19 protein-coding genes are annotated in these 23,072 nt (G+C 62.7%); 8 read left to right on the forward strand and 11 right to left on the reverse strand.

The genetic code is table 11. The features are described from left to right. Nucleotides 1-32 precede the first annotated feature (32 nt). Genes RFM40_RS16150 through RFM40_RS16160 form a run of 3 tightly spaced genes read left to right on the forward strand, consistent with a single transcriptional unit; the run spans nucleotide 33 to nucleotide 3,782 of the window. The gene (locus RFM40_RS16150) at nucleotides 33-857 is read left to right on the forward strand and encodes an N-formylglutamate amidohydrolase (RefSeq protein ID WP_320226456.1); all 825 of its coding nucleotides are present in this window, start codon (nucleotides 33-35) and stop codon (nucleotides 855-857) included. After that, nucleotides 854-2,722 carry a flavohemoglobin expression-modulating QEGLA motif protein gene (locus RFM40_RS16155; RefSeq protein WP_320226455.1) on the forward strand — a complete coding sequence of 623 codons (1,869 nt, stop codon included), beginning with the start codon at nucleotides 854-856 and terminating at the stop codon, nucleotides 2,720-2,722. The genes RFM40_RS16150 and RFM40_RS16155 overlap by 4 nt, the downstream gene beginning before the upstream one ends. 13 nt (nucleotides 2,723-2,735) lie before the next feature. Next, the gene (locus RFM40_RS16160; protein WP_320226454.1) at nucleotides 2,736-3,782 is read left to right on the forward strand and encodes a glutathione synthetase; all 1,047 of its coding nucleotides are present in this window, start codon (nucleotides 2,736-2,738) and stop codon (nucleotides 3,780-3,782) included. An 88-nt stretch (nucleotides 3,783-3,870) separates the two neighbouring features. Here the strand turns inward: RFM40_RS16160 and RFM40_RS16165 are convergent, their stop codons facing one another. From RFM40_RS16165 to RFM40_RS16185, 5 genes are all read right to left on the reverse strand, one after another. Next, nucleotides 3,871-4,974 carry a calcium:cation antiporter gene (locus tag RFM40_RS16165; RefSeq protein WP_320226453.1) on the reverse strand — a complete coding sequence of 368 codons (1,104 nt, stop codon included), beginning with the start codon at nucleotides 4,972-4,974 and terminating at the stop codon, nucleotides 3,871-3,873. 161 nt (nucleotides 4,975-5,135) lie between these two features. Next, nucleotides 5,136-5,942: an amino acid ABC transporter ATP-binding protein gene (locus tag RFM40_RS16170; RefSeq protein WP_320226452.1), complete on the reverse strand. Its 807-nt coding sequence runs from the start codon at nucleotides 5,940-5,942 to the stop codon at nucleotides 5,136-5,138. After that, nucleotides 5,939-6,880 carry an amino acid ABC transporter permease gene (locus RFM40_RS16175; protein ID WP_320226451.1) on the reverse strand — a complete coding sequence of 314 codons (942 nt, stop codon included), beginning with the start codon at nucleotides 6,878-6,880 and terminating at the stop codon, nucleotides 5,939-5,941. Before RFM40_RS16175 ends, RFM40_RS16170 begins: the two co-directional genes overlap by 4 nt. A gap of 151 nt (nucleotides 6,881-7,031) precedes the next feature. Then, nucleotides 7,032-7,889 carry an ABC transporter substrate-binding protein gene (locus RFM40_RS16180; RefSeq protein ID WP_320226450.1) on the reverse strand — a complete coding sequence of 286 codons (858 nt, stop codon included), beginning with the start codon at nucleotides 7,887-7,889 and terminating at the stop codon, nucleotides 7,032-7,034. Between the two features lie 95 nt (nucleotides 7,890-7,984). Next, entirely contained in the window at nucleotides 7,985-8,998 is a 1,014-nt protein-coding gene (locus RFM40_RS16185; RefSeq protein WP_320226449.1) for an isopenicillin N synthase family dioxygenase, read from the reverse strand. Between the two features lie 92 nt (nucleotides 8,999-9,090). Between RFM40_RS16185 and RFM40_RS16190 the strand changes: the two genes are divergently transcribed. The 4 genes from RFM40_RS16190 to RFM40_RS16205 all read left to right on the forward strand — a co-directional run bounded on the left by RFM40_RS16190 (nucleotide 9,091) and on the right by RFM40_RS16205 (nucleotide 14,325). After that, a complete protein-coding gene (locus tag RFM40_RS16190; RefSeq protein WP_320226448.1) occupies nucleotides 9,091-10,035 on the forward strand; it encodes a nucleoside hydrolase in 945 nt (314 codons plus the stop codon). Nucleotides 10,036-10,147: 112 nt separating this feature from the next. After that, nucleotides 10,148-10,822 (forward strand): TetR/AcrR family transcriptional regulator, encoded by a 675-nt coding sequence (locus RFM40_RS16195; RefSeq protein WP_320226515.1) that lies wholly within the window; start codon nucleotides 10,148-10,150, stop codon nucleotides 10,820-10,822. Nucleotides 10,823-11,231: 409 nt separating this feature from the next. After that, on the forward strand, nucleotides 11,232-13,001 hold the full coding sequence (locus tag RFM40_RS16200; RefSeq protein WP_320226447.1) for a type I secretion system permease/ATPase: 1,770 nt from the start codon (nucleotides 11,232-11,234) through the stop codon (nucleotides 12,999-13,001). After that, the gene (locus RFM40_RS16205) at nucleotides 12,988-14,325 is read left to right on the forward strand and encodes an HlyD family type I secretion periplasmic adaptor subunit (protein ID WP_320226446.1); all 1,338 of its coding nucleotides are present in this window, start codon (nucleotides 12,988-12,990) and stop codon (nucleotides 14,323-14,325) included. Before RFM40_RS16200 ends, RFM40_RS16205 begins: the two co-directional genes overlap by 14 nt. Nucleotides 14,326-14,369: 44 nt before the next feature. Here RFM40_RS16205 and RFM40_RS16210 read toward each other — a convergent pair whose 3' ends face one another. The 5 genes from RFM40_RS16210 to hisS all read right to left on the reverse strand — a co-directional run bounded on the left by RFM40_RS16210 (nucleotide 14,370) and on the right by hisS (nucleotide 21,655). After that, complete coding sequence (locus RFM40_RS16210; protein ID WP_320277805.1) at nucleotides 14,370-15,743, reverse strand: calcium-binding protein; 1,374 nt, start codon at nucleotides 15,741-15,743, stop codon at nucleotides 14,370-14,372. 405 nt (nucleotides 15,744-16,148) lie between these two features. Beyond that, complete coding sequence (locus tag RFM40_RS16215; protein WP_320226444.1) at nucleotides 16,149-17,909, reverse strand: AMP-binding protein; 1,761 nt, start codon at nucleotides 17,907-17,909, stop codon at nucleotides 16,149-16,151. A gap of 242 nt (nucleotides 17,910-18,151) precedes the next feature. Beyond that, complete coding sequence (gene hisG, locus RFM40_RS16220) at nucleotides 18,152-18,853, reverse strand: ATP phosphoribosyltransferase (RefSeq protein WP_320226443.1); 702 nt, start codon at nucleotides 18,851-18,853, stop codon at nucleotides 18,152-18,154. Then, complete coding sequence (locus RFM40_RS16225; RefSeq protein ID WP_320226442.1) at nucleotides 18,850-19,971, reverse strand: ATP phosphoribosyltransferase regulatory subunit; 1,122 nt, start codon at nucleotides 19,969-19,971, stop codon at nucleotides 18,850-18,852. The genes hisG and RFM40_RS16225 overlap by 4 nt, the downstream gene beginning before the upstream one ends. A 178-nt stretch (nucleotides 19,972-20,149) precedes the next feature. Next, nucleotides 20,150-21,655 carry a histidine--tRNA ligase gene (gene hisS / locus RFM40_RS16230; protein WP_320226441.1) on the reverse strand — a complete coding sequence of 502 codons (1,506 nt, stop codon included), beginning with the start codon at nucleotides 21,653-21,655 and terminating at the stop codon, nucleotides 20,150-20,152. Nucleotides 21,656-21,884: 229 nt separating this feature from the next. On the opposite strand from hisS, the gene RFM40_RS16235 reads away from it, so the two are divergent. Further along, nucleotides 21,885-22,118 carry a hypothetical protein gene (locus tag RFM40_RS16235; protein ID WP_320226440.1) on the forward strand — a complete coding sequence of 78 codons (234 nt, stop codon included), beginning with the start codon at nucleotides 21,885-21,887 and terminating at the stop codon, nucleotides 22,116-22,118. A 126-nt stretch (nucleotides 22,119-22,244) separates the two neighbouring features. On the opposite strand, the gene RFM40_RS16240 is transcribed toward RFM40_RS16235, so the two are convergent. Continuing rightward, the gene (locus RFM40_RS16240) at nucleotides 22,245-22,883 is read right to left on the reverse strand and encodes a DNA-3-methyladenine glycosylase I (RefSeq protein ID WP_320226439.1); all 639 of its coding nucleotides are present in this window, start codon (nucleotides 22,881-22,883) and stop codon (nucleotides 22,245-22,247) included. Between the last annotated feature and the right edge of the window lie 189 nt (nucleotides 22,884-23,072).

Raw genomic sequence — 23,072 nt, forward strand, 5'->3', positions numbered from 1 at the left:
GAACCGTCCGCTCTCTCCACGCATTTCGATGGATGGTGAGCAAGCCTATTTTCAACAATGCTGCGAGCGGGTTACCGGCAGGCTGGACGATCAAGCTCGGCGATTCCCCCGTCATTGGCACGGCGATCCACAGCGGCTCCGACGTTGGGCGCGCTTGCCAATCGCTCATGTGCATCCCCGACCCTGATCGGCTGCGGGAGGAGGATCCCTTCACCGAGCACTTCATCGCCGATTTCCCAACCCAGATCATCGTTCATCGATCGCGCTTTCAGGTCGATCTGAACCGCGCGCGCGAGGCTGCGGTCTATCGGTCGCCGGACCAGTCCTGGGGCCTGCGCGTATGGCGAGAGCCACCGGCCGAGGACATTGTGGACGAGTCACTCGCCTTTCACGACGCGTTCTATGGCGAGCTCAGGCGTGTCCTTGCCGATGTCGAGAGACGTTACGGCAGGTTCGTCCTTGTCGACGTCCACAGCTACAACCATCGGCGTGCAGGGCCGAAAGCAGCACCTGCGTCGGAAGATGGCGCGCCTGATGTCAATATCGGCACGTTCTCGATGGACCGCGCGCGCTGGGCTCAGGTCGTCGACGCCTTCACGGAGGCGCTGCGCGGCCAGGATTTCAACGGCGAGCCGATCGATGTGCGCGAGAACGTGTCATTCCAGGGCAAGGGCGAGCAGACCCGTTTCGTCCATGCCAATTTCCCCGAGACCGGGTGTGCCATAGCGGTCGAGTTCAAGAAGATCTTCATGGACGAATGGAGCGGCGAACCCGACTGGGCAGCGATCGAACGGCTGCGTGCCATGCTTGGGTCCACGGTGCCAGTTCTCGAGGCTGCGTTGCGGGGCATGACATGAAGCCAAAGCTCATTGAGGCTATGTCGCCGTTGGCCAAGATCGAAGCGGACCTGGACGCGCTTTTCCAAGAGGGCAAGCCAATCCGCCGCGAGTTCGGCGACGGCAACCGCTTGCACATCGATCGGCCGCTGCCGTTTCTCTGCGTCCATGTCGGGTCGCAGCAGGATACGGCGTTCCAAATTGTTTCCGCCAACGCCTCCTATCTGATCGCTGCCGATAGTGACCTCGCCGGCGAGGTCGCGCGGCTGGTGGCGCGAAGGATGCGCGATCATTGCGGCGCATTCCTCGTGCTCGACATCGGCGAGTTGGCCGAAGACCGGTTTCTGACGGAGGACATACCGTTCCTGCCGCCTTTCGAGATTGCATTGGCTAGCGGCGATACCGCGGCGGAGAAGGCGGCGCTCAAGCGCTTTGCCACTGCGGCGTCCGGACGCGAAGCGAAATACCGCACGCCGCGCGTGGACGAATTCGTTCCCACGACACGCGCCGAAGCGCGGCTCTCGGATCATCTCGACGATGTAGCGGGCCTGACGGTACGCTTCGCGCCGATCTACAGGGTGCCTGGCAGCGAGCGCATCTATCCTGAACTGCGCGATCTTGTCGTCGCCAACATGGTGGATTCCGCGCTCCAGGCGGTCAGCGCCTTTCTGAAGGCATCAAAGCTGGAACCGCCGGCGACCCATCGTTCGCTAGGGCGGCGCGCCTACATCGACGCTGTCGTGCGCGCCGACCGGGCACTCGACAGCGTCGCGTCGACATTCGATTTCCTGCTTGCCGTCACACCGATCAATGCCGAACCGGCCTGGCTGGAATTCCAGGCAGGCGGCTTCGAGCATGTCCCAGCACTGCTCTACAGGCCGCTCGAATTCGAGGTCGCCGCGCAGAAGCGGAAGCTCTATTCGGTCTCGCTCGATCATCTGGAAGATCCGCTGCTGGCCACGCTGTTCTCGCAAAAGCAGCAGGAACTCGATCTGCAGCTGTCGATGCTCGCGGCACGCGAGACGCCCCGCTTCGTCGAGCTCGGACGAGCACTCTATGGCAGCGTCGAGCCGAGTCTGGCGACGCGAGCACGCGCCATTGTCGAAAAGGCGCCTGGCGCTGCATCGGCGGTGAGGCAGAAAGGATTGGGCGCCGACGCTGTCGCCGCAGCCGCGCGAGACATGATCGCCGGATATCGTGCCGCCTATTCCGATTTCGATGCTTCCGTGGAGATCCGCGGCGACCTGCCGGCTGGCCTCCTGGTCTCTCGGAACCAGTTGCTGGTTTCGCGCGATACCAACCTTCCACCGGAGCGTCTGACCGCGCTGCTCAGTCACGAGATCGGTGTCCACCTAGTGACCTATTTCAACGGCGATGCGCAGGGGCTTGCCATCTTCCGCAACGGGCTCGCCGGCTACGAGGGCATGCAGGAGGGACTGGCCGTGCTGGCGGAATATCTGGTCGGCGGCATGACCGCGGCGCGGCTGCGGCTGATCGCGGCCAGGGTCCTTGCGTGTCAGGCGATGCTCGACGGCGCGACATTCGAGGAAACTTTCCGCATTTTCCATAAGGATTTCGGTCTCGATGATCGCAGCGCCTTCAACGTCGTTCTGCGTGTCTTTCGCGGTGGTGGCCTGGCAAAAGACGCCATCTATCTGCGCGGCGTGGTGCAGGTCCTCGATCACCTGAGAGGCGGCGGCAGCCTTACGCCGTTTTGGATCGGCAAGATCTCCGCCGCGCATTTCGGCGCAATCCAGGAACTCAATGCGCGCGGCTTGCTGCGCGCGCCGCGCCTCGAACCTGCATTCCTTTCTTCCGACGCGGCGCGTCCGCGGCTCAAGAAGGCGATGGCGGGCATCGATCCGATCGATATGGTTGAGACTTGAGGGAGCATCCCCGATGCGCATTGCGTTCTTCGTCAATTCGATCGAGAGCGAGACGCCAGGCTACACGACGACAACGCTGGCGCTGGCTGCAGTCCAGCGCGGACATTCGGTTGTCTATGTCGAACCGGGCGACTTCATACTGCGTCCGGATGACAGCCTGGCTGTCAGCGTCGCAGTCTTGCCGGAGGCTTCCTACAGGACGCCCGACAAGCTGCATGCTGCCCTGAAGGATGCCGCGAAGCAGAAAAAGACCCTCGCGACAAGCGATATCGACATTCTGTTTCTGCGCAACGACCCGTCGCTCGACGCCACCGATCGACCATGGGCCGCCAACGCAGGCATCATGTTCGGGCGGCTCGCAGCGGAACAGGGCGTCATCGTCGTCAACGATCCGGATGGTCTGGCACAGGCACAGAGCAAGCTCTACCTGCAGACTTTTCCCGAAGCGGTTCGGCCGGCGACCCTTATATCGCGCAGCATTGCCGAGATCCGCGCATTCATCGACAAACACTCGAAGGGCTGCATCGTCAAACCACTGCAAGGGTCGGGTGGCAAGAACGTCTTCCATATTGCGACGCCTACCGATTCCAACCTCAACCAGATTTTCGAGGCGGCCAGCGGTGACGGCTATCTCATCGCGCAGGCCTACATTCCGGAGGCCAAGGCTGGTGACGTGCGTCTTTTCCTGATGAACGGCCTGCCGCTGCTGCGCGACGGCAGCTACGCCGCCTTTCGCCGCGTCCCAGCCAAGGGCGACGTCCGCTCCAACGTCCACGCCGCCGGAACCGCCCGCAAGGTCAAGGTAACTGACACGATTTTGCGCATTGCCGAGATGGTACGCCCCAAACTGGTCAGCGACGGCATGTTTCTGGTTGGGCTCGACATCGTCGGCGACAAACTTCTGGAGATCAATGTCTTCACGCCAGGCGGACTGGCACGGCTCGCGGAGATGTACAAGACTGATTTTGCCGCACGTGTCATCATCGCGCTGGAGGAGAAGGCGACGCTGCGCCGAGCCTATGGAAAGACCATGCCGAATTCGCGGCTGGCGACGCTTTGAGGAACGCAGACAAGTCGGATAGCGACTTCCTGCCGGTCGCCGTCCCATCCCTGCGTCCGATTGCCAAAATCAGCTCGCGCCAAGGCGTTCACGGTACAAATATCAGAAATACATAAGTAAAAAACACCACAACATGGACCATGCCCGTCAGGAACGTGGTTCTTTCGGTGCTAAAGCTGACGCTGCATATGAAAAGCGCCAAGGCCAAAAGCACCGCATCGGCCGCCGGAAGCCCTAAGGTCAATCCTCTGCCCGTCAACAAACTGGCGGCCGCGACCGCCGGTATTGTCAAGCCGATCGTGGCGCAAGCCGAACCCATCGCAACGTTCAAGCCGCGCTGCAGCTCATTGTTGAGCGAAGCGCGAACCGCCGAAATGGCCTCCGGCATCAACACCAGGCCCGCGATCAACGCCCCCACAATACTGTCAGCCTGGCTCACCTGATAGGCAACGAGCGTATCCTCGACACTCGCGGCGACCTGCTCGGCGAGCATGACAATTCCGATCAGCCCGCTCAACAGCAGCAGAGCGCTGACAGAAATGCTTTCGTGAGGGGCAGTTCGCATCGATACGTCGTGCGCCTCTCCTTGGACGAAGTCCTCCCGGTGCCGGACGGTCTGGGCGAATACGAAACTTGCGTAGAGCAGCACGGAAAGGACGCTGACAAACCCAAGCTGAGCTGCCGAAAACGTGCCGGGATCCGTGGCTCGAGTATAGGTCGGCAGAATAAGCGTCATGACGGTCAGCGCGATCAGGACCGCCAGATACGCGCTGGTCCCTTGTCGAAGGATTGCCTGCTTGCGATGAAGCCAGCCGCCAAGCGTGAGACACATGCCGACAACTCCGGTGGAGGTAATCATCACCGTCGAGAAGACGGACTCACGCGCCAGCGTCGGGTTGTTCGCTCCATGAAGCATCATGGACACGATGATCGACACTTCGATCGCCGTCACGGCAAAGGTCAGCACCAATGTTCCGTACGGCTCTCCCACCCGCCGGGCCACGGCCTCGGCGTGGTCGAGCACCACGAAAATGGTGGTGAACATGATCGCGCTCGAAAGTGCTCCAACAACAATCCTGACGTTCAGCGAACCTTCATCCACCGAAAGGCCGCTGGCCCTGACCGTGACAGCCATCACCAGGGCGGCCAACGGCATCGTGTAGGAAATCACCGACCGTCCGAATCCAGCCATTGAAGCCCCCTGCGTTTCCGCGAATTTAGCGGAAAAGCCCGGTGGAAGCACCTCGGCCGATATCAGTGCGAAGCGGGCAAACCCATCACCCGGCGTTCGAGTTCTTCAAGCGATGCAGTGCCGCACTTGTGGCGGGCGATTTTGCCGGCTCATGACCGACCTCAAAGAACCCGAGACAGGAACTCGCGCGTGCGCGACGATTGCGGATCGGCGATCATTTCGCGCGGCGCGCCGCGCTCGACGATCACGCCGCCGTCCATGAAGACGAGCTGGTCGCCGATCTCGCGGGCAAAGCCGATCTCGTGGGTGACGACGACCATGGTCATGCCGCTCTCGGCGAGATCGCGCATGACCTGCAGCACCTCGCCGACGAGCTCGGGGTCGAGCGCCGAGGTCGGCTCGTCGAAGAGCAGCACCTTAGGCTTCATCGCCATGGCGCGGGCGATCGCCACGCGCTGCTGCTGGCCGCCCGACAATTCGCGCGGATAACGGTCGACCTTGTCGAGCAGGCCGACACGCTTGAGCAGGACCTCGGCCTCGGCCTTCGCCTGGTCGGGCGCGATGCGCCGCACCTGCGTCGGCGCCTCGATGAGGTTCTCCATCACGGTCATGTGCGAGAACAGGTTGAAGGACTGGAAGAGCATGCCGATCTCGGCGCGCCGCTGGCAGAGCAGATCGTCCTTCACCTCGTAGAGCTTGTCGTCCCTGAGATCGTAGCCGACGAACTGGCTGTCGACGAGCAGAAGCCCGCCGGCGATCTTCTCCAGATGGTTGATGCAGCGCAGGAAGGTGCTCTTGCCGGAGCCCGACGGGCCGACGATGCAGGCAACCGATCCTGCCGGCACATCGAGATCGATGCCCTGTAGCACTTCCAGCTGGCCATAGGATTTGCGCACGCCGCGCGCGAACACCATGGAATCGGCGGGCACACCAAAGCGAGCGCGGTTTTCGGACTTCACGTCGCTCATCGGGCGATGCCCGCCAAGCTTACGGCATTGCGCAGCGCGCGCATCGTCAGCGGGTCACGGCGCGTGTCGCTGCGGCCGAAATGGCGCTCGAGGAAATGCTGCCCGACTGACATGATCGAGACCACCGCGAGGTACCAGAACGCCACCACGATCAAGAGTGGGATCGTCTCGAAGGTGCGCGCATAGATGCTCTGCGCGGAATAGAACAGATCGTCGACCGCGATGAAGGTCACCAGCGACGTCATCTTGAGCAGGTTGATGGCCTCGTTGCCGGTCGGCGGCAGCACGAAGCGCATGGCCTGCGGCAGCGTGATGCGCTTCAGGATCATGCGGTAGGGCATGCCGAGCGCGCTCGCCGCTTCCGCCTGGCCCGACGGCACCGATTTGATGCCGGCGCGGATGATCTCGGCCATATAGCCCGCCTCGCAAAGCGAAAGCGCGACGACAGCTGAGAAGAACGGCGTCATGAAATCATTGGTGCGGGCGGAGAAGATCGTGCCGAGGAACGGCAAAGTCAGCGAGACCTCGCGCACCAGCAGCGACAGGTTGAACCAGAAGATGAGCTGGATCAGCGCCGGCACACCGCGGAAGAACCAGACATAGACGCCGGCGAAGCCCCGCAGCACCGGGCTCGGCGACACGCGCATGATGGCGATGACGGTGCCGATGACGATCGCCAGCGCCATGATCACCACGGTGAGGATCAAGGTGTTGGAAAGGCCGCGCATGATCGAGGGATGGAACAGATAACCAGCAGCCGTGCCCCAGGCGAAGGCCGGGTTGCTGGCGAAGGCCCGCACGATGAGGAAGGCCAGCAGCAAGGCGAATGCCGTGCCGACCCAGATGCCATAGCGGCGCTGCGGCACGACGGTGAGCCGCGCCACAGCGGTGGCGGCGCCCGGCTCGACGCTCATCTCTGTCGGGTGGGCCGTGCCCATCGCTCATCTCCTGATACCAACCGGCGCCTGGTACAGGACCGGGCGCCGGATCTCCGCTCACCACGCCGCAAGCCCAACGGGCATGCAGGCGCGCCTGCTAATTCTGCGCATGATCCTTCCCGAAAATCGATTCCGATTTCGGGTCGGTGCCTTAGTCGGCGCGCAGCGCATCCATGCTGTTGACGAAATAGGGTTCCTTGATCGCGTAGGCGCCCATGCCGTATTTCTCGAGAACGGCCTTGTAGGTGCCGTTCTTGAACAGTTCCGCGAGCGCCGCGACCATCATATCGGCGGTGCCCTTGTCGTCCTTGGCGATGGCGAGGCCCAGCGGCGCGACGTCGTAGAGAGTGGGCAGGACGACGAGCTGGCCCTTGCTGGTCACCTCGAAGTAGCTCGATGCGGTGGCATCGTCCATACGGGCATCGACGCGGTCGGAGAGCACCGCCTGGACGATGTCGGTCGAGGAGTTGAACACGGATTTCTCGATCGCCGCCTGGCCCTTGTCGGTGCATTCTTTGCTCAGCTTGTCGACCAGGAAGTCGGACGCGCTGCCGGCCGAGACGCCGATGCGCTTGCCGCAAAGCGGCGTGTCGCCGCTGAAACTTGCCTCTTTGTCCGGCGAGGTCGAGACGGCGAGGCCCGCCTTGAGGAACATGACGAAGTCGACCTGCTTGAGACGCTCGGGCGTGGCCGAAAAGGTCTCCCAGGCGATCTTGAAGCGGCCGGCCGCAAGGCCGGGGATCATCGACGGGAACGGCGTGCGCTGGATGTCGAGCTTGGCGCCGACCAGCTTGGAAACCTCGCCGGCAAGCTCGATGATGATGCCGGTCTGCTTGCCGTCGGCGTCGAGATATTCGAACGGCGCGTAGTCCAGCGTGTTGGCGACGGCGAGCATGCCTGTCTGCTGGACCTCCGCCGATTTCGGGATTTCGGCCGCCTTCGAAAGGCTGCTCCAGGCCGTGGCAAATGCAGCCAGCGCCAGGCCGGCCACGCGCAGATTTGTTCTCATCGTCGTTCCCCTTTTGCTTGTTCGGTGATTGCAGTTTCTCAATCGCCTCGCCACCGCACCGCTCGGGTCGGCGCCGATCCGGACCGTCGGTTCGCTTACGCGCTTGCCGTCTCCGCGGCCTTCTTCTTGCGATAGTGGTAGTTCTTGTCGATGCGCTCCATCAGGTAGTCGCCATAGAGCACCGGCTCGTATTTCGGCCTGGCGCCGGCCGGAACGCAGACGGGCAGCGCCTCGATCGTCTCGTCCATCGACGGGTCGAAGAAGAAAGGCTGCGAGTAGCGCTCGCGCCCCGACCGGTTGATGACGCGGTGCGGGGTCGAGACGAACTGGTCGTTCGACCAGCGCGCCAGGATGTCGCCGACATTCATCACGAAGGAATCCGGGATCGGCGGCGCCGGCACCCATTCGCCCGCCTTGTTCTTGACCTCGAGGCCGCCGACATCGTCCTGCGCCAGCAAGGTGATAAAGCCGTAGTCGGTGTGCGGCGCCGAGCCGAACAGCCCCTCCTCCTGCGGCTGCGTCGGATAGTGCAGCAGCCTTAGAAACGTGGTCGGCTGTTCGAAATAGCGGTCGAGGCTGCCGGCAGGCAGGCCAAGCGACAGCGCGATGGCGCGGACCATCTTGCGGGCGAGCGTGCCCATCTCGTCGACATAGCGCTCGATCGTTTGCTTGAAGCCATTCAGCGCAGTCTCGTCCGGCCACTGGTTCGGGCCCTGCAGCGGCTTTTCGGCGAGCGCCCGCGGATCATCTTCGCCGACCTCATGCATGAAAAAGATCGACTCGCTCTGGTTCGGCTTGCTGACGGTCGCGACCGACGAGGTGACGATGGTCGAGCCGGCGAAGGGCAGGTAGCCGCGGAAATTCCGATCGATCTTGAGCTTGAGCTTCTCTTCTTCCGGCAAGGCGAAGAAGCGCTTGCTCGCCTCGCGCACCGCCTCGACATCGGCGCGCGGGATCGGATGGCCGATGACATAGAGGAAGCCGATCGTCTCGAGATAGCGGCGCAGCGTTGCCGCGATCTCCCCGATCGCGCCCTGGTCGGTGCCGTAAAGAGCCGACACGTCGAGGATCGGAATTTCGGAAAAGTCGCCGCGCTCTCGTTCGCCCATTTTCGATCACCCTGTCTTGAACATAAGATACAGTACTGTATTTCTACACATCCGAACGGGCTCATCAATAGGCATTCGAAGGCAGGCATGACATGGCACCGCGCAAGATCATCATCGACACCGATCCCGGCCAGGACGACGCCTTCGCGATCCTGTTCGCGCTCGGCTCGCCGGCCGAGCTCGAGGTGGTGGGCATCACCACGGTCGGCGGCAACGTGCCGCTGCCGCTGACCTCGAAGAATGCGCTGAAGGTGGTCGAGCTCGCCGGACGGCCCGACGTGCCGGTCTATGCCGGCTGCCCGGGGCCGATGGTGAAGACGCTGATGACGGCCGAATATGTGCACGGCAAGACCGGGCTCGACGGCGCCGACCTCCCGGAACCGGTGACGCCGCTGCAGAGCGAGCACGGGGTGAACTATCTCGTGCGGGCGATCATGGATGCGCCGGAGGGCGAGCTTACCGTCTGCACGCTGGGCCCGATGACCAATCTGGCGATGGCCATGACCATGGAGCCGAGGATCATTCCGCGGCTGCGCGAAGTGGTTCTGATGGGCGGCGGCTTCTTCGAGGGCGGCAACGCCACGCCCGCCGCCGAATTCAACATCTTCGTCGACCCGCATGCGGCGCATAAAGTGTTCGACAGCGGCGTGCCGCTGACCATGGCGGGCATCGACTGCACCTACACCGCGATGATGACGCTGGAATGGCTGGACCGCCTGCGCGCCACCGGCAGCAGGGCCGCGATCGAAGCCGCGAACCTCGCCGATTTCTATCGCCAGTACGGCAGCCACAAATTCGGCACGCCGGGGCGGCCGATCCACGACGCCTGCGTCACCGGCTATCTCCTGGCGCCGGATATCTACGAAAAGCGCCAATGCGCGGTAACGGTGGATATCGTCTCGCCCGAGACGATCGGCATGACCGTCGTCGACTGGTGGCATGTCACCGGACGGCGCAAGAATTGCAACGTGCTGCGCCGCATCGAGCCGGCGCCGTTCTTCGAACTCATGCTGCAGCGGATTAGTGCCTTGCCGTAAACGTCTTCGGCGGCGGACGGCGATGGTTGCGGGTTGCGAAGCGGGCAAACATCGGCTTGATCAGGGACGGCTCGGCGAATTGCCGCCGGCCGCCATGGAGGCCTGGAAGCAGTTGAAAGCGGATGCCGCCTTGGCGAAAACGAAACGATCGTCCGGAGCGCGAGCCAGATCGACGACCGCCCGGCAGACGCTGAGCCGCGAGGCCTGGATCGCCGCGGCGCGAAAGGTGCTGGAAAAGCGCGGCATCGCCGAGGTCAAGATCGACCGGCTGGCCAAGCAGCTCAAGGTCACTCGCGGCAGCTTCTACTTCCATTTCACCAGCCTCGCCGACCTTCGCAACGGCCTGCTGCAGGAATGGCGCAACATCAACTGCGCGCCGTTCTGGGCAATGCGCGACATGCACGACGTGGATGGCCTGCAATTCTTCACCGACATCGTGCATGTCTGGGTCGACGAGGCACCATTCAGTCCGCTGCTCGACCTTGCCGTGCGCGACTGGTCGCGGACGTCGAGGAAACTGGCGCAGGAAGTGAAGGATATGGACGACCTGCGCATCGCGCTTCTCGTCCGCTCCTTCCGTGCCATGGGCTATTCGCCGGACGAAAGCCTGGTCAGGGCGCGCATCACCTATTTTCACCAGATCGGCCAGTACGCGCTGTCGTTCACGGAGGATCCGGCTGTGCGCCGCAGCTACCAGCCGCTGTTCGGCGAGGTGCTGCTCGGCCCGCTCGTCGAGGAACCGGGCTCGGCGCCGAGGCCGTCGGAGGGACGAAGCGGAAGGCGGTAGCGATCGGCGGGACGCTTCTGGCCTTTAGGTCCGGTTGGTATCGGCGCGTTGCTCCCTTGCCCTCTTACAGATATCATCCAATTTTTCGCGGACCCGGTCGTTATCAAACAGCAGCTTGGCGCGTGGGAATCCTCTGCTGCGAAGCTCCGATTCGATGGCAAGCCATCCTTCATAGTCGCCAGAGACCGCAAGTTTTCCGGCTTCGCGCCACATATGTACGTCACGCTCTCGGGACACACCCTTTCCCCCGCGCTTTTGCGCTGAGCATATAGAAGGTCGGGCCGATATGTGAATGCATATTGCATTTCACAGAATCTCAAATTGGGACACTACCGATAGCGCGGCTGCCTGGCATGATATATAAAGATTGCCTAATATGATCGCTTAGCCAAAAGAGACGATTTCGGGGATGCCCAGTTATACGAACAGAGGGGTGCTATCGAAGAGCGTGGTCGAAATGGGCCTGTTCTCCGCGGTGATGAACGCCCTGCTGCTGGTTCTGCCTCTCTACATGCTGCAGGTATATGATCGGGTTTTGCCCGCCGCCAATTTGGACACTCTCACCTACCTGACATTGCTTGCGCTTTCGTCGCTCTTGCTCTTCGGCGTGCTCGAAGTCGTGCGGGGTGTATATGCAAGCCGGCTCGCCGCGCGACTGGATGTCTCTTTGGGCACATCGTCTTTTCTCGCTGCAATGAGTGGCCCCCGCGCTGGCCTCGGCGATGTCCAGGCCTTGCGCGACTTGGCCACCCTGCGAAATTTCATCGCTTCGAGAACCATTTTCTTTCTCTTCGACCTTCCTTTCGGGCCAATCTTCGTGGGCCTGCTCTATTTCATCCATCCGTTGCTCTTCCTGGTGACGGTCGTCGGGGCGGTTCTCATGGTCGCCATCGCCATACTGAACCAGATCGCGAGTTCGCGACCCGGCAAAGAGGCGGCGGAGAATCTCAACGCCTCAATGAATTCGGCGCAGGCCTTCGCCCGAAACTTCGAAACCGTTCGCGCACTTGGCATGGTGTCCAACGCGATAGAGTTCTGGGGGACCCGTTTCTCCGGCTCTCTACACGCCTCGGATGGGCTCGCTCGCATCAATTCATTTTATGGCGGTGTATCCCGCACCACTCGTTCGACACTGCAGATCGCGATATTGGGGGTCGGCGCTTATCTGGTTCTGCGCAACGAGATGACCGCCGGTATGATATTTGCGTCCTCGATGATTTCGGCACGCGCTCTGCAACCTCTCGATCAGATCATTGGGAGTTGGCGGCAGATCATCGACGCCAATCTTGCATGGAAGAGGCTTTCGGCTCTCCGATCCGGACCCGACAACCAGGAAAACGTAGCATTGCCGGCTCCTGAAGGAGCGTTAAGCCTGGATCAAATAGTCTATCATCTCCCGGGCGCGGCCGACGGGTCGCTGCCGCTGATAAAGCGCTTGACCTTTGAAGTCGCCGCCGGCGAAACAGTCGCGATCGTGGGGCCGAGCCAGGCTGGAAAATCGACTCTGGCGCGCCTCATCGTCGGTGCGATCGAGGCCCGCTCGGGGGCGATCCGGATCGACGGCGGCGATATTCGAAACTGGGATGCGGAAGAACTCGGCCGCCATATTGGTTACCTCCCGCAAGATGTGGAACTCTTCCCGGGAACCATTGCCCAAAATATCACGCGTTTCGAACCGGATGCGCCCGACGAGAAATTGATCCAAGCAGCCCAGCGGGCCCAAGTGCATGAGCTCATCCTGGGTCAGAGGGATGGTTATTCGACGCTGATCGGTCCGACCGGCGTTCGCCTTTCGGGTGGCGAGCGTCAGCGCATCGGGCTTGCTCGCGCCTTTTACGGCGATCCCAAGGTGCTGGTTCTCGACGAGCCCAATGCAAATCTCGATTCCAACGGCGAAGCCGCGCTCGAGCGGGCGATCATCGGGGCGCGTTCACGAAAAACGACCGTGCTTGTCATAACCCATCGGCCCTCTCTCGCTTCCAAATGCGATCGCATATTGATGCTACGCAGTGGCCAGATCGAGGTCTACGGTTTGACCAAGGACGTGCTCGATAGACTTGTCACGCGACGGGGCCAAGCGGGGCGGCCCGCAGCCTCTCAGTCGCGTGGCAGCGAAGGAGTGGTGCCTTTCCCGTCGTCTGCTCGCGGGGAGATGAAGGTCGCCAATGACGGTTCCTAGCCAAACCATCGGCGCCAAGACGTATCGCTGGCAGCGCAACGTCGATACACGCACGAATCGTATCACCCTGGCGGGATATGCAAGCGTGTCCGTTTTCTTGCTTGGCTTCGGATTCTGGGGCGCAATGGCGCCGATTGCCGGAGCAACGATCGCGCCAGGAGTGGTCGCAGCAGCTGGACAGAATGTCATGATCCAGCATCTCGAAGGTGGCGTGGTCAGCAGCATCAAGGTCCGAGAGGGTGACAGAGTCCTACGAGGCCAGGCCCTGATCGAGCTCGATCCAACCGTGGCGCAGTCTCAGCTCAACCGAGTCCTCAAACAGTGGGTCGCACAAAAAGCTGAAATCGCGCGGCTCGAGGCAGAACGGGACGGCCTGGAGAAAATCGTCCTGCCCCGCGATCTAGGCGCCTACTCAGGCGCGCCCGAATTCAGTAACGTCTTTGCAGAGCAAGCCAAGGAGTTCCAAGCCCGGCTAGCGCGCTATGCCGCAGAACGGGAGATTCTGAGCGAACGGGTAGCAGCCCTTCAGGAAGCCATTGCCGGCTTGATGGCGCAGAAGGATGCTGCGGAAAACCAGCTCGCGATCGTCAATGCCGAGACGGAACGCAAAAAGCACTTGCTGGAAAAGGGACTGACAAATCGTTCTGAATACACCGAGCTTCTGCGTAGCACCGCCGAGTTGGTAGGTCAGGCGGGATCGCTGGAGGCGCAAATCGCCAGCTCGGCGACCCAGACCGTGGAAGCGCGTCAGGAGATTGAAAGACTTACCAGCAGCCGGGTCGAGGATGCCGTCACAGAACTGAACAAAGCGCGGGCGCAGGTGGCGGACCTTGAGGAACAAATCAACGCCGCTCGATCGGTCCTGGCGCGGACGACCATTCGCGCCCCGGTGGACGGCATCATTGTCCGCTCGCTCTACAATTCCGAAGGCAGCGTCATCCGTGCTGGCGAGGTTGCAATGGAGCTTCTGCCGACGAATGAACTTATCGTCGAGGCAAAGATCAAGCCTGAAGACATAGATTCTATCCGGGTCGGCCAAGGCGCGAACATGATGTTGACAGCCCTCAACGCACGGACAACACCAAAAGTGTCCGGAAAGGTGTTCTACATTTCGGCGGACCGGCTGATCACACCCAGCACTGGACAGCCGTATTACACCGTGCGGCTTAAGATGGTCGATAAGCTGCCCCCGCAGGTCAAGCCCGAGCAGATCTACCCAGGCATGCCGGTCGAAACTTTCATTTCAACCGGCGAGCGAACCTTTCTGACCTATCTGACCAAGCCGCTGGTCGATTCGTTCCAGCGCGCCTTTCGGGAAAGGTAGGCCCGCGCCTGCCTCGCCGTGCCATGGTGCGATCGCATGAGCGATCAAACGACGAACACGTCGTGATAGGTCAGGGCCGCCCCGGGCTCCAGGTGGGCGATTTCCACCTGGGGCGCCGATCTCGATCCGTCGGGATCATAGTACAGAACGCCCGTGGCCCGGTTGTAGAGCAGGTGATCGTTGCTGTGTTCGGCGTGTTCTCGCAACTCGAAATACCCCGAGTTCACTTGCGTCGGGCTGGACAAGGAACCGGAGCCCAGCTTGGTGAAGACGGCATTGTCGAGATAGAGCGCGTCATGTTCCGCGTCGAAGTCGGTGAGTGTGTCGACATTGCCGGGGCCATAGGCCGTGTCGAACACGAAGGTGTCCTCGCCCCTGCCACCAGTCAGCACGTCGTTGCCACCCTCGCCCCGCAGTGTGTCGTCGCCAGCCAGGGCATCATAGGTATCGGCCGCGCCAGTGCCGACAAAAGTATCGTTCCCGGTCGTTCCGTGGGTCGGGTCGGTCGGAGGTGACGGTGTCGGGTCGGTCGGCGGGGTCGGAGGTGACGGTATTGGATCGGTCCCGTCATGGGCTGCATGCCAGGCCGCCTTGGCATTGGCCCAGTAATCGCGGGCCGCCTGGCCTTGAAGGACCGTCCAGCCGGCGGGCGGCATTGGATAATCCGCCGGCAGCGGCGTGTCGGAGAGGTTGAGATAGTAATTGCCGTGCGACTCGACCGTCTTGTCCCAGGCCCGCTGCACCCGATCCAAGCCGTTGTGGTGAACGTCGGTGATCGCCACCACGCAGTCGATAAAGTGCAGGCTGGGTACGATATCGTCAGAGCCCGTGCCCTTGTCGAGTTTGAATGGCGAACCGTGGGTCATCACGCCTTTGCGAAGGTACTCGCCCATGCCTAGAAGCATGCCATCCATGGTGACCGTGTTGTCAGACCCATCCACGTCACCGTCGCCAAGGCTCACTCCGGAAAACACGTGGTCGAACAGGGAATCCCGGATGGCGCCGCCGATCACGTCGTCGTCCTCGACCGCGTCGTCGCGTGAGTTGCCGACATAGGAATCTTCGATGAGGAAGGTGCCGGTGCCGCCGACACGGATGCCATCCCAGGGCTGGGTAATCGTCCAGTCGTCGATGGCAAAGCTGTGGGCTGAGTTTATACGGACTGCGGCGGAGTTGACGTAAATGTTCTCCCAGTCGCCGGTTTGGGAGACCGTGCCGTTGATCGTGCCGCCTAAAGCCAGGAGGTTGTCGCCGGGATTGACGACCGCGAAGGGATAGAGGTTGGTGGGGCTTCCCTGATTGGCGACGATCCACGAGGCGTTGGTGGCATCGATTAGGGTGTCGGCGGGCAGACCGGATGCTTTATATTGGCGGTAGCCATAGTCGCCGCTCAAGACAATGGTGTTTGTATAGGCCATGCTTGGCCACCTTTCACACCCCCGCCCTTTTTGCCCAAACGCCTGAAGCCAGAAAGACCTGCACCCACCAGAGCCCCGTCAAGCGGTATGGTGCAAATCACAAAATGTAAAAAAAATCTCAAAATGTAAAAAATATGTCCCTCGCAGAAAACGCTATGCCACAGCGATTTCAGCGCGGCTTCCTTTCGGTGGTCTCAACGCGGCTTTCACGTCCTTTGCCCGCCAAAACCAACGACCTCGCGCGGGCACAAAGGTCGCCGACCATTATTATTGATTTTTGGGGTACCAAGCCTAGACGAGCAGGCCGGACCGCGGAATACATCATTTGTAGCTAGAACGCAGTCCGTTTTCTGTCCGTTAGCCCTGACGTCGGCTCATCCGTAAGGCGTATTGCCGGGCGGACCCTCACGCCGTCTTCTGCGCCACCAGCCCCAGTTCCTCGACCATCGCCTCGCGCATCAGGAATTTCTGCGGCTTGCCGGTCACCGTCATCGGCAATTCGGTGCGGAAGCGGATATAGCGCGGCACCTTGTAATGCGCGATCTGGCCGGCGCAGAAGGCCTTGATCTCCTCAGCGGTGGCGATCTGGCCGGGTTTCAGCACGATCCAGGCGCAGAGCTCCTCGCCATATTTGTCGTCGGGTATGCCGAAGACCTGCACTTCCTTGACCTTCGGATGACGGTAGAGGAACTCCTCGACCTCGCGCGGATAGACGTTCTCGCCGCCGCGGATGACCATGTCCTTCACCCGGCCGACAATGTTGCAATAGCCTTCGGCGTCTATTGTTGCGAGGTCGCCGGTATGCATCCAGCCGTCGGCGTCGACCGCCTCGCGCGTCTTCTCCGCGTCGTCCCAATAGCCTTTCATCACCGAATAGCCGCGCGTGCAGAGCTCGCCAGGCTCCCCGACCGCGACGGTAGCGCCGTCGGCGTCGATCGCCTTCACCTCGACATGCGGATGGATGCGGCCGACGGTGGAGACGCGCTTTTCCAGCGGATCGTCGACGCTGCTCTGGAAGGAGACAGGGCTGGTCTCGGTCATGCCGTAGGCGATCGTCACTTCCGACATATGCATCAGCGACACCACCTTCTTCATCACCTCGATAGGACAGGGCGAGCCGGCCATGATGCCGGTGCGCAGGCTCGAAAGATCAAAGGTCGAGAAATCGGCATGGTCGAGCATGGCGACGAACATGGTCGGCACGCCATAAACGCCGGTGCAGCGCTCCTGCGCGATCGCCTTGAGCGTCGCGCCGGCGTCAAAACCTTCGCCTGGGAAGACCATGGTCGCGCCCTTGGTGACGCAGCCCATCGTGCCCATCGACATGCCGAAGCAATGATAGAGCGGCACGGGGATGCACAGCCGGTCGTCGACGGTGAGCCTGATGGCCGAGGTGACGAAGTTGCCGTTGTTGACGATGTTCAGGTGGGTGAGCGTCGCTCCCTTCGGCGCGCCGGTCGTGCCGGAGGTGAACTGGATGTTGATGGCCTCGTTTGGCTTCAGGCTTTCGGAGATGCGGTCGAGGCTGTCATGCTCGTCGCGTCCGGCCATCGCCAGCACATCGCCGAAATTGAACATGCCTGGCGAGTTGTCGTCACCCATGCGGATGACGATCTTCAGCGCCGGCAGCTTCTTTGCCTTGAGCTTGCCGGCCTCGGCGGTGGCGATCTCCGGCGCCAACGTCTCGATCATACCGAGATAGTCGGAGGTCTTGAACTGGACCGCTGTCACCAGCGCTCGGCAAGCGACCTTGTTGAGCGCATATTCCAGCTCGGTCAGCCGATAGGCCGGATTGATGTTGACCAGGATGAGGCCGATGCGTGCGGTGGCGAACTGCGTCACCAGCCATTCCCAGCGGTTCGGCGACCAGATGCCGACGCGGTCGCCCTTCTCCAGACCCAGCGCCAGGAAGCCGGCGGCTAAAGCGTCGACCGCGTCCGACAGTTCGCTCCAGGTGAAGCGCTTGTCCTGGCCGACGAAGACGGCGGCGTCGAGCGTGGCGTATTTGCTCACCGTATCGGAAAACAGCTCCGGAATGGTCTTGTCGAGCAAGGGCGCCGATCGGTCGCCCGAGACATGCGCCCTGCCGTCCACCGGAGCAATGAAGCTGTTGCGCGTTTTGCGCAGGTTGGTGGCGTTCATTAGCTCGTCAAGTTTGATCGCCATCGCCGTCTCCTCCCGGGATAAGCCAGCCTATCAGCCTGCCGGGATGGTGAAAACCCGCCGAAGGTAGGGAGGGGGGTCCCCCTCCCCCTTGAGGGAGGGTGGCCCGTATGGCCGGGAGGGGTCCTCGGCGAAACGCTCGACTCTTTTGGTTACGGTCGGAGGCCGGTGAGTTCGCTTGAGGTTGAGCACTGCCGCGGCGACCCCTCCCGTCCATCCGCCTTCGGCGGCTGTCCACCCTCCCCTCAAGGGGGAGGGAGGGCGCTCATCTTCGCCGCGATATCGCGCAAGACCGCCTCGTCGGCCGCCCCACGTGTCTTCCTGGACGCCACCAGACAGGCCTGCGACTTCAGGATTACGCCGTCGCCCAGCACCTTGAGATGGTTGGCGCGCAGCGTCGAGCCGGTCGTGGTGATGTCGACGATGACGTCGGCCAGACCCGACGCCGGCGCGCCTTCGGTGGCGCCCAAGCTCTCGACGATGCGGTAGACCTGGATGCCGTGCTTGAGCGAAAAGAACTGCTGCGTCAGCCGCCAGTATTTGGTGGCGATCCTGAGCCGCCGGCCATGGCGCTGACGGAAATCGGCGGCGACGTCGTCGAGGTCGGCCATGTTGTCGACATCGAGCCAGATGTCCGGCACGGCCACCACGACATCGGCGTGGCCGAAGCCGAGGCGGGCGACGATTTCGGCGCGCGCTTCCCAGTCGGCGAGGTTCTCGCGCAGCAGGTCCTCGCCGGTGATGCCGAGATCGACCGCGCCCTGGCCGATCTCGCCGGCAATCTCGGAAGCCGAGAGGAAGGCCACCTCGACTTTGTCGAGCCCGTCGATGCGGGCGCGGTATTTGCGATCGTCCTGCGGCAAGGTGACCGCGAGGCCTGCCTTGGCCAGTATTTCAAGAGACTGCTCCTTGAGACGGCCTTTAGACGGGATCGCCAGTGTGATCATTTCGCGCCCTCCCGCAAGGCCTCGATGCGGTCGAGCCAGACCGAGAAGCCGACGCCGGGGATCGGCTTTTTTGCGCCCAGCAGCGTCAGCAGCCTGTCGTAGCGCCCGCCGCCAACCAGCGGCCGGTCGCCATCGGCGGCGGCGATCTCGAAGACCAGGCCGGTGTAATAATCGAGCGGGCGGCCGAAGGCGGCGTCGTAGCGGATTTCCGCCACCGGCAGGCCATGCGCTTCGATCGCCTTGGCGCGGGCGGCGAAATTCTCCAGCGCGGCGCCCAGCGACAGGCCAGCATCGGCCGCGAATTTTTCGAGTGCTGCGGTCGCGCCACCCAGCGCGACGTCGATCTCGAGAAAACCTTTCAGCGCCGAGAACGCTTCGTCGGACAGCCGGACGCTGCGCAATTGCGCTTTCTCGATCAGCCGCCGCGCTATGTCGGCCGGCGCGCGGCCGGATGAAGCGGACAGCCCGGCCGCCTCCATGCCGGCGGCGATATGCCTGGCAAGAGCTTCCGCATCGCCATCGAGCACCAGCGTGGCCACCGGACCCGAGAGCTGGCTGTTGCGCGGCGGGTTGGCGAGGTCGGCAAGGGCCGCTTCCAGCATCGGCGCCGAGCCGAAGGCGCGGGCGAGGCGCATGCGCCAGCCACGCGGCAGACCGAGTGCCGCCAGCACCGCCTCGAACAGGGTCTGGTCGCCGAGCGTGACGGCGAGCGGCTGTCCAGGCAGCACCAACGAGAGCAGAGCATGCGCGTCGGCCAGCGAGCGGGCATCGGCCGCTGCGATATCGCGGTCGCCGAGATCCTCGATCCCGGCCTGGAAGAACTCGTTGCCGCCCTCGCGGCGCTGGCGGAACACTTCGCCGAAATAGGAGTAGCGGCGCGGCGTGCCGGCCTGGCTGGCGATATGGTCGAGGCAGACCGGAATGGTGAATTCGGGCCGCAGGCACAGCGTCTTGCCCGTCTCGCTCTCGGTGAGGAAGATGCGGCGACGCAGGTCCTCGCCGGCCATGTCGAGGAACGGATCGGCCGGCTGCAGCACGGCGACTTCGACGGCGTGCGTGTCGCGCTCGGCGAAGAGTTTTGCGATGTCGGCGGCGATGGCGGGGTAGCGGGAGGTCATTGATAGGCTGGGCGCGAGGCACCCCCCTCTGGCCTGCCGGCCATCTCCCCCGCAAGGGGGGAGATCAGCAGCTTCGATGATGCCGCGAAATGCGCAGCGTTGGAGATTGGCGAAAGCATGCGCGACATCCAATCTCCCCCCTTGAGGGGGAGATGTCCGGCAGGACAGAGGGGGGTGCTCAAGCGCCACCTTTCGCGCGATCGGCCGCCTGCGCCGCCAGGATCTTCTTCACCTCACCAACCAGATCGCCTTCCGCCACCGTCACCTGCGCCGGGCGCGCGGCGCGCCATTCGGCGTTGTCGGTGATCTCGGCCGACAGGCGCGCGCCTTCGATCAGGTCCTTGATCTGAACCTCTCCTTTCGCACGCTCGTCGCCGCCCTGGATGACGGCGATCGGGCTGCCGCGGCGGTCGGCATATTTCAGCTGCGCCTTCATGCCGGCGCCGCCGAGATACATCTCGGCGCGAATGCCGGCGGCGCGCAGCCCGGCGACCATCTTCTGGTAGCGGCCAAGGCTTTCCGTATCCTTGTCCATGACGAGAACGACGACCGGAGCAATCACGTCCGAGGTGTCGAGCTTGCCGAGATTCTTCAGTGCCGTCATCAGCCGGGAGACGCCGATCGAAAAGCCGGTCGCCGGCACTGGTTCGCCGCGGAAGCGCGAGACCAGCCCGTCATAGCGGCCGCCGCCGCCGACCGAGCCGAAGCGCACGATCTGGCCATCCTCATTGGGGATCTCGGCCAGCAGCTCGGCCTCGAAAACCGGGCCGGTGTAGTATTCGAGACCGCGGACAACGGAGCGATCCATCGCAACGCGGTCCTCGCCATATCCTGCAGCCCTGACCAGACCTTCAATCGTTGCAAGTTCGCTGACGCCCTCCTGATACACAGCGTTGGCACCGATGCTGGAATCCTGGCCAGCCTGTCCGTTCCTTGCCGTTGCGAGAAGAACCGCTTCGGCCTGTGCGTCATTCAGCCCTGCGCCCTTTGCGAAATCACCTTCGCCTTCCTCGCCGCCATCCCATCGTCCCGGGCCAAGCAGGAGCCTCACGCCTTCCGGCCCGAGCTTGTCCAGCTTGTCGATGGCGCGCAGCACCGTCAGACGGCGGCCGGCGTTCTGATCGCCGCCGAGGCCGATCGCCTCCAGCACGCCGTCCAGCACCTTGCGGTTGTTGACGCGGATGACGTAGTCGCCGCGTTTGATGCCGAGCGCCTCCATCACGTCGGCCATCATCATCGCCATTTCGGCGTCGGCGGCGACGCCCGGCGTGCCGATCGTGTCGGCGTCGAACTGCATGAACTGACGGAAGCGGCCGGGACCCGGCTTCTCGTTGCGGAACACCCAGCCGGAACGATAGCTGCGATAGGGCTTCGGCAGGCGGTCGTAATTCTCGGCGACGAAGCGCGCCGTCGGCGCGGTCAGGTCGTAGCGCAGCGACAGCCACTGGTCGTCGTCGTCCTGGAACGAGAACACGCCTTCGTTCGGCCGATCCTGGTCGGGCAGGAATTTTCCCAGCGCGTCGGTGTATTCGATCATCGGCTGGTCGACCGGCTCGAAGCCGTAAAGCTCATAGACCGAGCGGATGGTCGCCATCATCTTCTCGACGGCGCGGATGTCTTCGGCGCTGCGGTCGGCCAAACCGCGCGGCAATCGCGCTTTCGTCTTTTCGGATTTGTCGGCCATGGGATGGTCTTTTCGCTGAGTAAACGCTGACTTCTTTCGAGCGGGCGTGTCCTAACCGATGCCGGTTGGTGCGGCAAGGGTTTGCGCCATCTCCCCCCTTTGTGGAGGAGATAAGTCGCACCCTTCGAAACAAAATCACACCAAAAGCGAAACAATTCCGACATCGGCACGGCATGCTGCAGACACAATCGAAGACCATAAAGCGCCCCGGAAACAAGGGTTTCGGACCATGACGACGGCTGAGGACATCATCGAGGGCGGTACCGCCAGGCTGCGGCCCGCCGGCAGCCTCATGCCCAAGCCGGCGCAGCAGCCGGCCGGGCCGTTCGAGGTTGCGGCGGAAGCGCGCAAGCCGACGGTGCGCGACGCATTGGTGACCGGGTTGCTGGTGATCTACCCGGCCTTCGCGGCCGTAGCGGCCATCATTGCCGGGCTGTTTCTGGCCGGCGCCGGCAGCGTCTAGTCCTTACCCTCCTCCTTGTGGGGAGGGTCGACGCGCAGCGTCGGGGTGGGGGTCGCAAAGAGACCCTTTTACCCCCACCCGCGCCTTCGGCGCGACCTCCCCACAAGGGGGGAGGTAGAGGTGACGCTACTTCGGCCTCTTAAACCTCTTCCGCTCCTTCTCCACCTCTGCCCTGCAGACGCAGCCTTCCAGGTGGTCGTTGACCAGCCCCATCGCCTGCATGAAGGCGTAGACGGTGGTCGGGCCGACGAAGCTCCAGCCGCGCTTCTTCAGTTCCTTCGAGATCCTGACCGAGACCGCCGTCGTCGGATTGGCGCGCAGATGCGCGAGGTCGACGATTTCCGGCCGTTCGTCGGAGCCAGGCTCGAATTTCCAGAACCACGCCGCCAGCGAGCCGAATTCATCGACCATTTCGCGGGCGCGCCTGGCGTTGTTGATGGTCGAGACGATCTTGCCGCGATGGCGGATAATGCCGGCATTGCCGAGCAGGCGTTCGACATCCTTGTCGGTGAAGGTAGCCACCTTGTCGAAGTCGAAATTGGCGAAAGCCTCGCGGAAATTGTCGCGCTTGCGCAGGATGGTCAGCCAGGACAGGCCTGACTGGAACCCTTCGAGGCAGATCTTCTCGAACAGCCGGCGATCGTCCGCCACCGGCCGACCCCATTCATGATCGTGATAGTGCAGATAGTCCGGCAGATTGCCGTGCCAGAAGCAGCGCGCGATACCGTCGGGGCCGTCTAGCAGGCCGGCATTTTCTTGTCCCATCGCCACAAATCCGTTCGTTAATGCGCTTCAGCACCCGTTTTACCGTGGCTTTACCAGATTCCTGAACCGGCCGGTAACCACACCGAAATGTTTACTGACAAGTCGGCATTTTACGCATTCCGATTCATGTTTTGCTTGCCGCTCCGCGCCAAGGATCGCGACACCCGAGGGCCATCCTCGGACGAGTTC

Origin of the sequence: Mesorhizobium captivum, assembly GCF_033977165.1 — a bacterium.
In the GTDB taxonomy this organism is placed as follows: Bacteria; Pseudomonadota; Alphaproteobacteria; order Rhizobiales; family Rhizobiaceae; genus Mesorhizobium; species Mesorhizobium captivum.